The organism is Nonomuraea marmarensis (assembly GCF_043197025.1).
GTDB classification, from domain to species: Bacteria; Actinomycetota; Actinomycetes; order Streptosporangiales; family Streptosporangiaceae; genus Nonomuraea; species Nonomuraea marmarensis.
In genome coordinates this window covers 204,135-218,408 of record NZ_JBICRM010000001.1, presented here as the reverse complement: position 1 = coordinate 218,408, position 14,274 = coordinate 204,135, and the positions used below count along the sequence as shown (strand labels likewise).

The following is a 14,274-nucleotide window of genomic DNA, read 5'->3' as shown; positions in this document are numbered from 1 at the left end:
CCGGCGTGAAGTCTAAGGGGGTCCCTCGCCGGGTTCTTCCTGGTAGGAGTAACGCTGCTCGCGCCACGGATCGGCGACGTTGTGGTAGCCGCGCTCCTCCCAGAAACCCCGGCGATCTTCGAGGAGGTATTCGATGCCGCGCACCCATTTGACGCTCTTCCACGCGTACAGGTGCGGCACCACGATCCGCAGCGGGAAGCCGCGGTCGAGGCTGAGCGGCTTCTCGTCCAGCTCCATGGCGAACAGGGTGTCCGGCGCCGTGAAGTCGGACATCCGCAGGTTGGCGCTGTAGCCGTATTCGGCCCAGATCATCACGTGGCGCACGCCGGGGTCGGGCGGGGCGGCCGCCATGATCGTGGCGGGGGCGACGCCGCGCCACTCGTTGGCCATGAGCGAGAACTTGGTGACGCAGTGGAAGTCGGCGATCCGGGTCGTGCGGGGCAACTGCTCGAAGTCGTTCCAGGCGAAGCAGTGCTCCGCGCCCGAGGCGGTGGCCCCGAAGACGCGGAAGTCCCAGGTCTCGGGCTTGAACCGGGGCACCCTGCCGTAGTGGATCACGGGTCGGCCGCGCGGCACGTACTGGCCTGGAGGCAGGCGCGACTCCTCCACGATCACTCCCCTCACCGGTCTCGCGTCTTGGGCCATCCTGCCATCGGATGGTCGATGCCTCGCCAGCGGGTGCGGTGCGCTACCATTGGCAGCTATGCGCGCAGCGTTCCTGTTTTGGTATGGCGACGGACCCGAGTCCGTTCGCCATCTGACGCTGCGCTAGCAGACAGGCGAACGAAGGCCCCGGGTCCACAGGACCCGGGGCCTTTCGTGTTTTCAGGAGAAGGAGAGCAGAAAATGGTGATCGTGATGGGGCCCGAGGCCACCGCGGACGATCTGGCGTCCATCGTGTCGGTCGTCCAGGCGGCCGGCGTCGAGGCGTTCGTGAGCAAGGGGGTGCGGCGCACGATCGTCGGCCTGGTCGGCGACGTGACCCAGCTCGACGCGGCCGGCCTGCGCGGCATGCGCGGGGTGCGCGACGTCATGCGCGTGTCGACGCCGTACAAGCTGGTCAGCAGGGAGAACCACCCGGAACGCTCCACGATCCACGTGGGCGGCGTGCCGATCGGTCCCGACACCGTGACGTTGATCGCGGGGCCGTGCGCGGTGGAGACGCACCAGCAGACCCTCGACGCGGCCAGGATGGCGCAGGCGGCGGGCGCGGCCCTGCTGCGCGGCGGGGCCTTCAAGCCGCGCACCTCGCCGTACGCCTTCCAGGGGCTGGGCGAGAAGGGCCTGCGCATCCTGTCGGACGTGCGCGAGGAGACCGGGCTGCCGATCGTGACGGAGGTGGTGGACGCCCAGGACGTGGAGCTGGTGGCCTCCTACGCCGACATGCTGCAGGTCGGCACCCGCAACATGCAGAACTTCGCGTTGCTGCAGGCCGTCGGCGCGGCCGGGCGCCCGGTGATGCTCAAGCGCGGCATGAACGCCACCATCGAGGAGTGGCTCATGGCCGCCGAGTACATCGCGCAGCGCGGCAACCTGGACATCGTGTTGTGCGAGCGGGGCATCAGGACGTTCGAGACGGCCACCCGCAACACGCTCGACGTCTCGGCCGTCCCGGTGGCGCAGCGCCTGTCGCACCTGCCCGTGATCATCGACCCCTCGCACTCGGGCGGGCGCCGCGACCTGGTGTTGCCGCTGACCCGCGCGGCCATCGGGGTGGGCGCGGACGGCGTGATCATCGATGTGCACCCGCAGCCGGAGCAGGCGCTCTGCGACGGCCCGCAGGCGCTGGTCGACACCGACCTGGGCGAGCTGGCCCAGGTCATGAACGACTTCCCGGCGCTGCTGGGCAAGTCCGCGGCGGCCGCGGTCGCCGCCTGACCTGATGCCGGAGCGCCACCCGCCACAAGCGATCCCGTGCGGCCGGCCGCGCCACGAGCCCCTCGTCGGCCGTACTCAGCGGTAACTTGAGTACTCGAACCCATGCGCCGGGCTTCGTCGCGGGCCCACGATGGCCCCATGACGAAGCCCATACGACCCACCCAGACCACCGCGTTCTACGTCCAGGCGATCCTGTCGTTCGCCGTCTCGCTGTCCTCCGTGGTGATCGCCCTGATCTACCTCCCCACCGCGGGCTGGATCAGGGCGTTCCTCGGGCTGGGCCTGCTGTACGTCGTCACCTCGACCGTCACGCTGTGCAAGGTCGTACGGGACCGGCAGGAGCAGTCGGAGGTCACCAATCGCGTCGACCAGGCCCGGCTCGACAAGCTGCTGGCCGAGCACGACCCGTTCAAGGTCGACGCCTGACTACAGCGTGTACTCCTGGATCGAGTCGGCGAGCTGCACGCACAGCTCCTCGGCGTCGAGCCGCTTCTCGATCTGCTTCAGGTCCTCGATCTTGGCCCGGGTCTCCGCGCGCTTGGGCGCCAGCAGGGTGCAGCAGTCCTCGTCGGGCAGCTCCGAGATCTCCAGCGTGCCGATGCGCCGGGCCTCGGCCATGATCTCGGTCTTGTCCCAGCCCACCAGCGGCCGCAGGATCGGCAGGTCCACCGCGTTGTCCTGGGCGGCGATGTTGGTCAGGGTCTGTGAGGAGACCTGACCGAGGGCGTCACCGGTGACCAGCGCGGCGGCGCGGATGCGGTGGGCGACCTCCTCGGCCGTCTTGAGCATGAGCCGCCGCTGCGCGATCACGGCCAGCCGGTCCTGCCCCGAGGTGCGGATCGACTGCTGCGCCTTGCCGAACGGCACCACCCACAACCGCGACCTGCCCTGGAACCGGTCGAGCTTCCTGACCAGCGCGTACGCCTTGTAGATCGACTCGGACGTGGTGAAGGGGATGCCGGAGAAGTGCAGGAAGTCGACGTGCAGCCCGCGCTTCATCATCCGGTACGCCGCCACCGGCGAATCGATGCCGCCCGACATGAGCGCCAGCGCCCGGCCGCTGCTGCCGACGGGCAGGCCGCCCTGGCCGGGGATGCCGCCGGTGAAGACGAACACCTCGTCCCTGTCGACCTCGATGAACACCGTCAGCTCCGGGTTCTTCAGGTCGACGGGGAGGCCGTACTCGTCGTTGATCGCGCCGCCCACGAACCGGTCGAGCTCGTTGGAGCGCAGCGGGAAACGCTTGTCGCGGCGGCGGGAGCGGACCGCGAAGCGGGCGCCGCGCTTGGCCTCCTCGCTCTCGCCGACCAGCTCGAGACCGGCCTTGAGCACGGTGTCGGGGTCCTTGGCGACCCGCCAGGCCCGGTGGATCCAGACCAGTCCCGGCACGTCGGCGACCCGCTGGGCCACGGCCTCGGCCTGCTCGGTGGTGGCGCCCTGAGGCAGGAAGATCGCGATGACGCCGTGCCGCCTGCGCACGTCGACCTTGAGGTCGAGCGTCTGGAGCGCGTCGCGGATGTTGCTGATCAGCCGGCGTTCGAACAGGTCGCGGTTCTTGCCTTTGAGGACGATCTCGCCCAGCTTGAGCAGAACGCACGGCTCGCCCAGGGCGGACATCGTCATGGTGGAACCTCCGGGAAGACGGGGAAATGCGCGCGTTGATGGCAACGTTGCACCCCATCGAGTTTAGTCCGCGTCGAGTCCCTTCTCGATCGCATATCGCACCAGCTCCACCCGGTTGTGGAGCTGGAGTTTGCCGAGCGTGTTCTGGACGTGGTTCTGCACGGTGCGGTGCGAGAGCACCAGCCGGTCGGCGATCTGCCGGTAGGACAGCCCCTTGGCGACCAGCCTGAGCACCTCGGTCTCGCGCTCGGTCAGCCGCGGCCCCTCGGCGGGCGCGGGCTGCGCGGCCAGCCGCCGGTACTCGCCGAGCACGAGCCCGGCCAGGCCAGGGGTGAACACCGCGTCGCCGTCGGCGGTACGCCGTACCGCGTCGAGGAACTCCTCCCGGCCGGCCGACTTCACCAGATAGCCGCAGGCGCCCGCCTTGACCGCCGCCAGCACGTCGTCCTGCTCGGCGCTGGCCGACAACACCAGCACCCTGGGCGGCGGCTCCATCCCGGCCAGCCGGGCGGCCACCTCGGCACCCGACACGTCCGTCAGCCGCAGATCGAGCACCACGACGTCAGGCAGCACCGCCGCGGCCACCCGCACCGCCTGCCGCCCCTCCCCCACGGCGGCCACGACCTCGTAACCGGCCTCGGCGAGATCCCTGGCGACCCCGTCACGCCACATGGGATGATCGTCCACCACCATCACCCGCACCATGCCCGCCACTCTAGGACCCGCCACCCGGAAACGGATGACGCCCTCCGATCCGCCGGCCCGCTCGGGAGACCACACAGGGCTGGACGTCGTGCTGATGACGGCAACGGACGTGACCGCGCACTCCTAGACGGGTACGGTGATCTCGATCTCCGTGCCCTCGCCCGCATGGGTGGCGATGGCGACCGCGCCGCCGAGGTCGGCGATGCGGCCCCGGATCGACTGCGCGATGCCCAGGCGGCCGTCAGCGGCGGCCTGGTCCAGGCGGCCGTCGGGAATGCCCGGGCCCTCGTCCCGTACCGTGACCGAGATCGTGCCGTCCGACGACTCGGCGAAGATCCACGCGCGGGCGTCAGGGCCGCAGTGGTCGCGGACGTTGTCCAGGGCGGCCCGGACGGCCGCGGCCGTCCCCTCCGCCACCGGCGTGGGCAGGACCAGCGGCGTGGCCGGGGTGGAGACCGTCACCTGGGGCGAGGCGTGGCGCAGCAGGAGAGTGCGCAGGTCGGTGGCGCCGGTGGCGGCGGGACGTGCGGCGACGAGCTCGCGCAGGGCGGCCTCCTGCTCACCGGCCAGGCGGCCCAGCTCGGCCGCCTCGCCGCCGATCTGCCGCCCGCGCCGCTGGACCAGGGCGAGCACCTGCAGGACCGAGTCGTGGATGTCGCGGGCCAGGCGGTCGCGCTCGCGCTGGGCGGCCTCCATCTCGGTGGCCTGTTGGAGGCGTTCCTCGGCCTGCCTGGCCAGCCGGGCCACGTGGCCGACCACGACGCCTGACAGGAACAGTAAGACGGCGCCGTTGATCAGGATGGGCGCCTCTGGAGTGCGCACCCGCAGCCACAGGTCGCCCGCCGCGACGACGGCCGCCGCCACCGCGCCCGAGCGCCGGCCGGCGTGCACGGCCCAGGCGAGCACCGGCCCGGCCACCCAGGTCGCCGGGACCGGCATCGTGCCCATGGCACCCTGCTGCGCGCCCTCGACGTACGGCGAGGCGAGCAGGCACGCCACCGCCACCAGCAGGTCGATCGCCAGCAACGGCCACCGGCGCAGCGCCGCCACCGAGTACGCGAACGTCGCCCCCGCCGTCCACGCCACCATCACCCCGATCACCAGCCAGCCGAGGACCGGCTGCTCGTAGCCGCGGTGCTGCGCCATCAGCACGGCCGCGTACACCAGCGACGCGACCCGGAAGACCGCGATCGCGCGCCAGAACGCGCCCTCAATGGCCATGAGACCTTCTCATGTTCTCGACTGGTGAGTTGACAGATAGTCGAGGTATCCATGCGAAAGGGACATGTCGGATGCCAGAATCCGGGGACCCCTAATGCAAGGAAGCTCGAACATATGACCGCAGTGAATCATTTCACCTACGGCCTGCTCACGCCGCTGCTCGCCTACGTGATGTCATGCATCGGTTCGATGCTCGGGCTGCGGCTCACCGCGCAGGCGCACGCCTCGCGGGGCGGCTCCCGGGTGCGGTGGCTGCTGGGCGCGGCCATCTCCATCGGCGGCACGGGCATCTGGGTCATGCACTTCATCGCGATGATGGGCTTCGAGGTGGAGGGCACCCAGATCAAGTACGACGTGTGGCTCACCGTCGCCTCGGCCGTGGTGGCCATCGTGGTCGTGGGCACCGGCCTGTTCCTGGTCTCCTACGGCCGCGGCCGGATCCTGGCCCTGCTCGGCGGCGGCCTGCTCACGGGGCTCGGCGTGGCCTCCATGCACTACCTGGGCATGTACGCCATGAACATGTCCGCCCACGTCTCCTACGACCGCGTCACCGTGGCGGTCTCCGTGGGCATCGCCGTGGTCGCGGCGACGGTGGCGCTGTGGTTCACGCTCAGGGTCAAGAAGCCCATCTGGATCACCGGCGCCGCCCTGGTCATGGGCATCGCCGTGGCGGGCATGCACTACACCGGCATGTACGCGATGCAGGTGGCGGTCGACAGCGAGCCCGGGATGGTCTCCGGAGCCGACGCGCTCGACTTCCTCGTGCCCCTCATGACCGTGATCAGCCTGATCACGCTGACCATGCTCCTCATGGTCATCCTCTCCCCGTCCGAGGAGGAGCTGCACGAGGACGCGGAGCTGGTGGCCAAACTCGAACTGCGCCGGCGCACCGGCCAGCAGCAGCAACTCAGCTATCCCGCGCCGCCGGTCGCGCCGATGCCGTCGAACCGGCAGCAGGCGATGCAGCCGATGGCCGCCCCCATCATGCCGGCCCCCACGCAACAGGCCCCCTCAGTGCCGCCGCAGCAGCGCCGGCAGCCGACGCGGACGCGCGCGCGCCGAAGGTAGTTGCGCCAACGGCGACACCCTGCTCATACTCCCTTATCGGTGCGTAAGGGGATGGGTGGGGTTATGTCGCCGATTGACCATTTTTCCTTCGGGCTCTTAACGCCCGTACTCGCGTACATCATGTCCAGCGTGGGCTCGATGCTGGGCCTGCTGCTGACTTCAAGGGCCCGCCTCATCGGCGGGCGTGAGGGGAGGTACTGGCTGGTCGGGGCCGCGTTCGCGATCGGCGGCACGGGCATCTGGACCATGCACTTCATCGCCATGCTCGGTTTCTCCGTGAGCGGCTCGGTGATCAGATACGACGTGCCGATGACCGCCGCCTCGGCGCTCATCGCCGTCACCGTCGTGGGGATGGGGCTGTTCCTGGCCTCGTACGGCGGCGAGCGACTGGGGTTCCTGCTCGGCGGCGGCGTGCTGACCGGGTGCGGCGTGGCCAGCATGCACTATCTCGGCATGGCCGCCATGAACATGTCCGGCAACGTCTCCTACGACCCCGTGGTCGTGGCGATCTCCGTCCTGATCGCGGTCGCGGCGGCGACGGTGGCGCTCTGGTTCACGCTGCGGGTCAGCGGTGCGCTCAGGATCGGCGGTGCGGCGCTGGTCATGGGCGTGGCGGTCTCGGGCATGCACTACACGGGGATGTACTCGATGTCGGTGGCGACGCATTCGGAGATGGTGCCGGTGCCGGGCGCGAAGTCCATCGACTTCCTGCTGCCGCTGATCGTCGGCATCAGCGTGATCACCGTGGGGCTGCTGCTGGCCGTGGTGTTGTCGCCGTCGGAGAAGGAGCTGCGCAGCGAGGCCGAGTTCAGGGAACGGTTGCGCGGACGCGACGAGGGCGCGCCGGAGGTGGATCTCTTCGGCACGCCCCGCGGTTGAGCTATCTCCTAGGTACGGCTTGCGTCACAAAGTGGGCCGCCGACTCGCTGTGACGCAAGCCGTACCCTGAGGGGGGTTGTAGCGGAAACCCCGCTGGTTCAGAACCTACGGGGGCCCGCTTGCAACCCGCTTACAGTCAGCCGAAGAAAACCTCCGCCTCGGAGTAACGTGACACCGGCACGGTCTTCAGCTCGGCCGTGGCCTCGTCAAGCCCGACGCGGACGATCTCGGTGCCGCGCAGCGCGACCATCTTGCCGTAGTCGCCCTCGTGGGCCGCGTCGATGGCCTGCAGCCCGAACCTGGTGGCCAGCACCCGGTCGTAGGCCGTCGGGGTGCCGCCGCGCTGGATGTGGCCGAGCACCGTGGTGCGGGCCTCCTTGCCGGTGCGCTTCTCGATCTCCTTGGCCAGCACCTCGGCGATGCCGCCCAGCCGTACGTGGCCGAACGCGTCGAGCTCGCCCGCCTGCAGCTCCATCTGGCCCTCGATCGGGTGCGCGCCCTCGGCCACCACGATGATCGGCGAATAGCGGGTGCGGAAGCGGGACTCCACGTATTCGCAGACCCGGTCGATGTCGAACGGCTTCTCCGGGATGAGGATGACGTTCGCGCCGCCCGCCATGCCCGCGTGCAGCGCGATCCAGCCGGCGTGCCGGCCCATGACCTCGCAGATGAGCGCCCGGTGGTGGGACTCGGCGGTGGTGTGGAGCCGGTCGATGGCCTCCATCGCGATGTTGACGGCGGTGTCGAAGCCGAAGGTGTAGTCGGTGCCCGACAGGTCGTTGTCGATCGTCTTGGGCACGCCCACGACGTTGACGCCGCGGTCGTAGAGCTGCTTGGCGACGCCCAGGGTGTCCTCGCCGCCGATGGCGATCAGCGCGTCCACGCTGGTGGCGGCCAGGTTCTCCTTGATCCGGTCGACGCCACCCTCGATCTTGATCGGGTTGGTGCGCGAGGAGCCGAGTATCGTCCCGCCGCGCGGCAGGATGCCGCGCACGGCCTGGATGTCCAGCGGCATCGTGTCGCCTTCGAGCGGACCGCGCCAGCCGTCGCGGAAGCCGACGAACTCGTGGCCGTAGACGCTCACTCCCTTTCGCACCACTGCCCTGATCACGGCGTTGAGACCGGGGCAGTCGCCGCCCCCGGTGAGCACTCCAATACGCATGCCGGGTTCCTCCCGATGGGGTTCACTAACCGGAACCATTGGTGTTAAGACGTCAGTGTTCAGAGTCGCATTCTGCCCGCCTGCGCGGGCAGTGGTCTAGACCAAACGCCAGGCTCCGCAACCTAAACGCGTATTGCGAGGAGATTTCGTGACTGTGCTGGCCATCGATGCCCGGACAACAGGTGTAACGGCTCTCGTAGATACCGAAAACGGGCAAATCTAGTCCCGAGGATAACGAGGAATTCGCCCAGCATTTGCCTTCCCCCGGCTGGGTCGGGCACAACCCTGAGGACAGCCGGCAGGCCACGCCGTCCGCCTGCGCCGCTACAGGAGGCCGGCCGGGCCCTTGGCGAATCGGGTCAGGACGTTGATCGTGGCGCGGCGGGTGAAGGCGGCGGCGGACTCCGTGACGCCGTGCCCGCAGCGCCTGCCCCGCATCGCGCACACCCAGCGCATCGTGCCCGACGCGAACACCCCGGCCCCGCCGGGCGCCTCGTAGTAGGTGCTGTGGGTGACGGTCGACCGGCCGCCGCACGAGAACGGCGACTCGGCCAGCACCTCGACGTTCTCGGGCGAGCCCGGCGACACCTTGTCGGTCTCCACCCCGACGAGCCCCGGGAAGCGCCTGCCCTGGGTGCCGTCGAAGATCCAGTGTCCCGGTCTGCGCACCTGGTAGACGCCTTCCGCGGGGAAGCAGTCGTACATCTGCCCCACCAGCCTGCTCTCCGGCCGCGACGCGCGCCAGAGCCGGCACAGGCGCTCCTTGTCGCAGGCGACCTTCCTGTCGTGCAGCCCGATCCGCCAGTAGACGGCGTTGGCGCCGAGGAAGGCCAGGTTGGTGCCGTGGTCCCTGGCCTCGGTGACGACCTTGCGCATGCCCGGCGACCAGTACTCGTCGTGGCCGAGCGAGACCACCGCGCGGGCGCCGTCCAGCGCGCCGGGCTTGAGGTCGAGGTTGGTCAGGTACGCCAGCGGCACGTCGCTCTGCTCGGCCACGGCCAGCGCGTCCTTCTCGAAGTCCAGGAACAGCCGGGCGCCCGTGCTGTCGTACGGGCGGTCGAAGGTGACGGTGCGGGAGCGTCCGGCGAAGCCGCCGGGGCCTTCGTAGAGGCTGCGGCCGCCCCACAGGTTGTACGCCTGCCAGGTGGTGACGGCGTTCACCATCACGACGCGGCCCGCGGTGGAGGCCGAGCGCACGGTGACGGGGACGTAGCGCTGGGCGCCGGAGGAGGCGTCGAGCCTGATCAGGTACGCGCCCTCCGGCCAGCCCGCGGTGTCCACGGTGAGCGATGGGGCCCAGTGCGCGGCGGTCACGGTGCCGTTCACGAGCTTCATCCGCGGCTGCCGTACCCCCCGGACCTGGGGTGATTCCCACACCTTGGTGGGGTTCGCGCCCATGCGGAAGGCGCGGGCGGAGAAGCGCGGCGCGGTCGTGGAGACGTGCAGGCTGAAGCGTTCGCCGGGCAGGACGCTCACCCGGTCGGCGTAGCCCTCGATCTCGTGGTCCGCGCCGTGCCTGGTGATGCGCCACGACTCCTGCACGTCCACGGTGGGCGGCGGGGTCGTCCTGACGGGTGGCCCAGCGGCGGGCCCAGCGGGAGTCACTGCGGCGGGCGCGCCGCCGCACCCGGCGGCCAGCAGGACGAGGGCAACGATGATCTTACGCACACGCCCATGGTCATGACCGAACCGCTCGTTGGGCCGTGACTTGGTGAACTCCTTACATGATCAGCACGCAGGCTGGGCTTTCGACCTCGTACGCCTGGCCGACCGGCTCGGGGACGCCGTCCTTCAGCGCGAAGGTGGTGACGGCGTCGGAGTGCTGGTTGGCCACGTACAGGCGGTCGCCGTCGATGGCGAAGTGCCTGGGCCAGTCGCCGCCGGATGAGACCTCGGCCACCGGCGACAGGTCGTCGGCGCGCAGCACCGAGATCGTGTTGGGGCCGCGGTTGGCGACGTAGACGAGGTCGCCGTCGAGCTGCAGGTGGGAGGGGTTGTTCTCGTCCTCGTGGCGGGAGGCGGGGGCGACCGTGTGCCAGTCGCCGTCGATGAGGGTGACGGTGCCGTCGAGCTCGCCCGCCACGTAGAGCCGCGAGCCGGAGAAGGCGAAGTGGCGCGGGCCGGTGCCGGGGTGCAACGTGATCGGCTCCAGCGCCGTGCCGTCGTATTGGTAGCGGCGGATCTCATCGGTGCCGAGGTCGGAGACGTGCAGGATGTCGTCGTGGAAGACGGCCTGGTGGGCGTGCGGGCCCTGCTGGCGGTCCGGGTTCGGGCCCGAGCCCTCGTGGGGCAGCACGATCGGGTCTCCCTCGAACGCGCCGCGGGAGTCCAGCGGGTAGAGGATCGCGGTGCCGTCGCCGTAGTTGGCCGCCGCCAGCAGGCTGCCCGTGGGGTCCACGGCGACGTGGCAGGGGCTGTGGCCCTCGCTGGGGCGCTCGTCCAGCGGGGCGAGCGTTTCCCCTGCCTCGTAGGCGGTGAGCCACCCGCGTTCGAGCTCGCCCACGGCGTACAGCACCGGCAGGGACGGGTGTGCGGCCAGGAACGACGGCGCCGCCACTCTGGTCAGCTCGCCGCCGATCGTGACGATGCCGGGGCCGTATCCGCCTACGCGCAGGTGCTTCACAGCGAGGATCCTCTCATGGTTGACTATGACAATGAGTTCGTTGACAGAGGCAAGGGTCTCTGAGGTCCGAGTCTTCAACCGGTTCTATACGAAGGTGATCGGCGCGCTCCAGGCGGGGATGCTCGACTCGCCGTACTCGTTGACCGAGGTGAGGGTGCTGTTCGAGCTGGCGCGGGCCGAGCTGATGGAGACCGGCGACCTGCGCGGGCTGCTCGACCTCGACGCGGGCTACCTCAGCAGGATCCTGACCCGGCTCGACGGCGACGGCCTGATCGTGCGCGAGCGGTCCGCCTCCGACGCCCGCAGGCAGCTCGTACGCCTCACCCCGGCGGGCTCCGGCACCTTCGCGGGGCTCGACCGGCGCTCCGCCGAGGAGGTCGAGCGGCTGCTGTCCGGGCTGGCGGAGGAGGACCAGCAGCGGCTGGTCGCGAGCATGGCGACGATCAGGCGGCTGCTCGGCTCCGCCGGCTCCGGGCGCGAGCCCTATGTGATCAGGCCCCCGCGCACCGGCGACCTGGGCTGGGTCGCCTACCGGCACGGCGTGCTCTACAGCGAGGAATACGGCTGGGGCACCGGGTTCGAGCAGCTCGTCGCCGGGATCGTGGCCGGCTTCGACTTCTCGCGGGACGCCGGGTGGATCGCCGAGGTGGACGGCGAGCGGGCCGGGTGCGTGTTCTGCGTGCGGCAGGACGACACGACGGCCAAGCTGCGGTTGTTGCTCGTCGAGCCGTCCGCCCGGGGGCTCGGGCTCGGGCGGCGGCTGGTGGAGGAGTGCCTGCGGCACGCGCGGGCCGAGGGCTACAAGCGGATCACGCTGTGGACGCGCGACTGCCTGGTGAGCGCGCGGCGCATCTACCAGGCAGCCGGGTTCGAGCTGGAGTCGGAGGAGCAGGGCAGGGAGAACGGGATCGAGCTCATCGAGCAGGTGTGGTCCCGCGATCTCTGACCCTGCTGGGCCACCAGTTGAGCGGGCCCGCCAGGCGCATCAGGCTCGGCACGAGCACTGCCCTGATCACGGTCGCGTCCACCAGCACGGCCACCGCCATGCCGACGCCCAGCATCTGCACGAACATCACCTCCGCCGTGGCGTACGCGGCGAACGTGAGCGCCAGGATGCCCCCGGCCGCCGTGATCAGCGGTGCACTCCGTTGCAGGCCCGTGGCCACGGCCTCCTCCGTGTTGCCCGTCCTGTCGTATTCCTCCTTGATCCTGGACAGCAGGAAGACCTCGTAGTCCATCGACAGGCCGTAGGCGATGCAGAGCATCAGGATGGGGATGCTCGCGTCGAGCGTGCCCGTCGGGGTGAAGCCGAGCAGCCCCGACAGGTTGCCGTCCTGGAAGATCCAGACGATGGCGCCGAACATGACGCCGAGGCTGAGGACGTTCAGCAGGGTCGCCTTGAGGGGGATGATCAGGCTCCTGGTCATGAGGAACAGGACCAGGAACGTCACGCCCAGCATGAGCGCCAGGACGAGCGGGAGCCGGTCCACGACGGAGGCCCGATAGTCGGACAGCTCGGCCGGGTAGCCGCCCACCAGGACCTCGAACGGGGGGGCGACGGAGCGTACGGACTGCGCGAGCCGCACGGGGTCGTCGGCCAGGGCCGCGGCGGACGGGACCACGGACAACCAGGCGCCTTCGCCCTGGAACCTGGCCGGGTCGCCGGCTCCCACCCGCCGGCCGTTCGCGAACGAGCCCGCGGCCGAGTCGACCTGGGCGACGCCGGGTAGTTGGGACAAGTTCACGGCATACTGCGAAATATCGCCTGACGCCGTATTTTTCGAGATCAGTTGGATGGCGTCTGTTTCCTCCGCTGGGAAGGACTGGCGGACGATCTCCTGGGTCTGCCGCGAGGGCGCCTCCAGGGGCAGGATGCGGTCGTCGGCGACGCCGAAGCGCAGGCCCAGGAACGGGGACGCGAGCAGCAGCAACACCGCCGTGGCCAGGCCGCCGAACACCAGCGGGCGGCGCATCACCCGGGTGGCCAGCCCGTGCCAGAACCCCGCCTCGCGCTCGGGCCTGACTCGTTTGGGCAGCATCGTGCCGCCGATCGAGGCGAGCACGGCGGGCAGCACGATCATCGCCGCGACCAGGCCGCCCGCGACGACGGCGATGCCCGCGTACGCGAAGGAGCGCAGGAAGTCGAACGGCAGCGCGAACAGCACGGCCAGGGACGTGGCCACGGTCAGCCCGCTGAACAGCACGGTCCTGCCCGCGTGCTCGACGGCGCCCGCGACCGCGCTCGCCCGGTCCGCGCCGCGCCGCGTCTCCTCGCGGAAACGCTGGATCAGGAACAGGCAGTAGTCGATGCCGAGGCCGAGGCCCATGGCCAGGGTCAGGTTGAGGGCGAACGTGGAGATCTCGGCGAACTGCAGCACCCCGCTCAGCAGCGCCAGCCCGATCACCATCGCGAACACCCCGGCCAGGATCGGCACCAGCGCCGCCATGGCCCGCCGCAGGTAGAGCCAGAGCAGCACGAAGGCCAGCGGGAAGACGACCAGCTCGGCGCGTACGAAGTCCTGCCTGGCCAGTGGCACCGTCTGGCGGAACACCTCCTCCCCTCCCCCGGCCCGCACCTGGAGCATGCCGGCGCCCTGGGTGATCTCGGGCACGAGCCTGGGCAGCACCTGGCCCCGCACGTGGTCGGCGTCCCCCGGGATGCGCACCACGACCAGGGCGTGCCTGCCGTCCTCGCTGCGCAAGGTGGCGGGCTTGCCGCGGGTCCAGTAGGAGGCGGACTCGGCGACGCCGTCCTCGCGGCCGATGCGCGCGGTCAGCTCCCTGCCCTCGGCTTCGACCGCCGGGTCGTCCACGGTGCCGTTCTTCGCGGTGACCAGGAAGATCATGTCGGGGCTGCCGGTGCCGAACCGCTCGATCAGCTCGGCCTGCGCCCTGTCGGACTCCGAACCCGGCGCCTCGAACCTGGCCAGCGACAGCCGCGGCACCGCCCCGGCGGCGAGCACGCCCGCGCCGATCAGCACGGCCAGGGCCAGCGACAGGACGAGCCTGCGGCGGCGTACGAGGAGGAATCCGAGCCTGCGCAGCGGCGGCCCCGCCGTCGCGTCGCGGGCGGGCCTGACCCGCGTGTTCACCGCCATGCCCGCACCACCGCCGC

Annotated in this window: 13 protein-coding genes; 5 read left to right on the top strand and 8 right to left on the bottom strand. The window is 70.4% G+C overall.

The genetic code is table 11. The annotated features are described in order from the left end of the window. Positions 1-12: 12 nt before the first annotated feature. On the bottom strand, positions 13-609 hold the full coding sequence (locus tag ACFLIM_RS01120; RefSeq protein WP_393160871.1) for a molybdopterin-dependent oxidoreductase: 597 nt from the start codon (positions 607-609) through the stop codon (positions 13-15). A gap of 237 nt (positions 610-846) precedes the next feature. Between ACFLIM_RS01120 and aroF the strand changes: the two genes are divergently transcribed. Then, the gene (aroF, locus tag ACFLIM_RS01115; RefSeq protein WP_393160869.1) at positions 847-1,878 is read left to right on the top strand and encodes a 3-deoxy-7-phosphoheptulonate synthase; all 1,032 of its coding nucleotides are present in this window, start codon (positions 847-849) and stop codon (positions 1,876-1,878) included. Positions 1,879-2,016: 138 nt separating this feature from the next. Beyond that, the gene (locus ACFLIM_RS01110) at positions 2,017-2,304 is read left to right on the top strand and encodes a YiaA/YiaB family inner membrane protein (protein ID WP_393160867.1); all 288 of its coding nucleotides are present in this window, start codon (positions 2,017-2,019) and stop codon (positions 2,302-2,304) included. Here ACFLIM_RS01110 and thiI read toward each other — a convergent pair whose 3' ends face one another. From thiI to macS, 3 genes are all read right to left on the bottom strand, one after another. Beyond that, on the bottom strand, positions 2,305-3,501 hold the full coding sequence (thiI, locus tag ACFLIM_RS01105) for a tRNA uracil 4-sulfurtransferase ThiI (protein WP_393160865.1): 1,197 nt from the start codon (positions 3,499-3,501) through the stop codon (positions 2,305-2,307). It lies immediately after the preceding gene. Positions 3,502-3,564: 63 nt separating this feature from the next. Beyond that, positions 3,565-4,206 carry a response regulator gene (locus tag ACFLIM_RS01100; protein WP_393160863.1) on the bottom strand — a complete coding sequence of 214 codons (642 nt, stop codon included), beginning with the start codon at positions 4,204-4,206 and terminating at the stop codon, positions 3,565-3,567. A 123-nt stretch (positions 4,207-4,329) separates the two neighbouring features. After that, positions 4,330-5,427, bottom strand: a complete 1,098-nt coding sequence (gene macS / locus ACFLIM_RS01095; protein WP_393160861.1) for a MacS family sensor histidine kinase — start codon at positions 5,425-5,427, stop codon at positions 4,330-4,332. Positions 5,428-5,541: 114 nt separating this feature from the next. Between macS and ACFLIM_RS01090 the strand changes: the two genes are divergently transcribed. Together ACFLIM_RS01090 and ACFLIM_RS01085 are read left to right on the top strand one after the other, a co-directional pair. After that, positions 5,542-6,495: an MHYT domain-containing protein gene (locus tag ACFLIM_RS01090; RefSeq protein ID WP_393160859.1), complete on the top strand. Its 954-nt coding sequence runs from the start codon at positions 5,542-5,544 to the stop codon at positions 6,493-6,495. Positions 6,496-6,615: 120 nt separating this feature from the next. Next, positions 6,616-7,374, top strand: a complete 759-nt coding sequence (locus tag ACFLIM_RS01085) for an MHYT domain-containing protein (RefSeq protein ID WP_393161583.1) — start codon at positions 6,616-6,618, stop codon at positions 7,372-7,374. A gap of 136 nt (positions 7,375-7,510) precedes the next feature. On the opposite strand, the gene ACFLIM_RS01080 is transcribed toward ACFLIM_RS01085, so the two are convergent. The 3 genes from ACFLIM_RS01080 to ACFLIM_RS01070 all read right to left on the bottom strand — a co-directional run bounded on the left by ACFLIM_RS01080 (position 7,511) and on the right by ACFLIM_RS01070 (position 11,159). Beyond that, positions 7,511-8,536, bottom strand: coding sequence for a 6-phosphofructokinase (locus tag ACFLIM_RS01080; protein ID WP_393160857.1), 1,026 nt, complete (start codon positions 8,534-8,536; stop codon positions 7,511-7,513). A 324-nt stretch (positions 8,537-8,860) separates the two neighbouring features. Continuing rightward, positions 8,861-10,204, bottom strand: a complete 1,344-nt coding sequence (locus tag ACFLIM_RS01075; protein ID WP_393160855.1) for a N,N-dimethylformamidase beta subunit family domain-containing protein — start codon at positions 10,202-10,204, stop codon at positions 8,861-8,863. 52 nt (positions 10,205-10,256) lie between these two features. Next, complete coding sequence (locus ACFLIM_RS01070; protein WP_393160853.1) at positions 10,257-11,159, bottom strand: lactonase family protein; 903 nt, start codon at positions 11,157-11,159, stop codon at positions 10,257-10,259. A gap of 31 nt (positions 11,160-11,190) precedes the next feature. Here ACFLIM_RS01070 and ACFLIM_RS01065 point away from each other — a divergent pair, with 31 nt between their 5' ends. Beyond that, positions 11,191-12,105 carry a bifunctional helix-turn-helix transcriptional regulator/GNAT family N-acetyltransferase gene (locus ACFLIM_RS01065; RefSeq protein ID WP_393160851.1) on the top strand — a complete coding sequence of 305 codons (915 nt, stop codon included), beginning with the start codon at positions 11,191-11,193 and terminating at the stop codon, positions 12,103-12,105. Here the strand turns inward: ACFLIM_RS01065 and ACFLIM_RS01060 are convergent. Beyond that, on the bottom strand, positions 12,074-14,257 hold the full coding sequence (locus ACFLIM_RS01060) for an MMPL family transporter (protein ID WP_393160849.1): 2,184 nt from the start codon (positions 14,255-14,257) through the stop codon (positions 12,074-12,076). The two genes, ACFLIM_RS01065 and ACFLIM_RS01060, sit on opposite strands and share 32 nt — an antisense overlap. Positions 14,258-14,274 lie beyond the last annotated feature (17 nt).

Excerpts from the sequence above, each read along its gene's own strand:
- aroF (WP_393160869.1), top strand. The coding sequence starts at position 847 with ATGGTGATCGTGATGGGGCCCGAGGCCACCGCGGACGATCTGGCGTCC.
- ACFLIM_RS01110 (WP_393160867.1), top strand. The coding sequence starts at position 2,017 with ATGACGAAGCCCATACGACCCACCCAGACCACCGCGTTCTACGTCCAG.
- thiI (WP_393160865.1), bottom strand. The coding sequence starts at position 3,501 with ATGACGATGTCCGCCCTGGGCGAGCCGTGCGTTCTGCTCAAGCTGGGC.
- ACFLIM_RS01100 (WP_393160863.1), bottom strand. The coding sequence starts at position 4,206 with ATGGTGCGGGTGATGGTGGTGGACGATCATCCCATGTGGCGTGACGGG.
- macS (WP_393160861.1), bottom strand. The coding sequence starts at position 5,427 with ATGGCCATTGAGGGCGCGTTCTGGCGCGCGATCGCGGTCTTCCGGGTC.
- ACFLIM_RS01090 (WP_393160859.1), top strand. The coding sequence starts at position 5,542 with ATGACCGCAGTGAATCATTTCACCTACGGCCTGCTCACGCCGCTGCTC.
- ACFLIM_RS01085 (WP_393161583.1), top strand. The coding sequence starts at position 6,616 with ATGTCCAGCGTGGGCTCGATGCTGGGCCTGCTGCTGACTTCAAGGGCC.
- ACFLIM_RS01080 (WP_393160857.1), bottom strand. The coding sequence starts at position 8,536 with ATGCGTATTGGAGTGCTCACCGGGGGCGGCGACTGCCCCGGTCTCAAC.
- ACFLIM_RS01065 (WP_393160851.1), top strand. The coding sequence starts at position 11,191 with ATGAGTTCGTTGACAGAGGCAAGGGTCTCTGAGGTCCGAGTCTTCAAC.
- ACFLIM_RS01060 (WP_393160849.1), bottom strand. The coding sequence starts at position 14,257 with ATGGCGGTGAACACGCGGGTCAGGCCCGCCCGCGACGCGACGGCGGGG.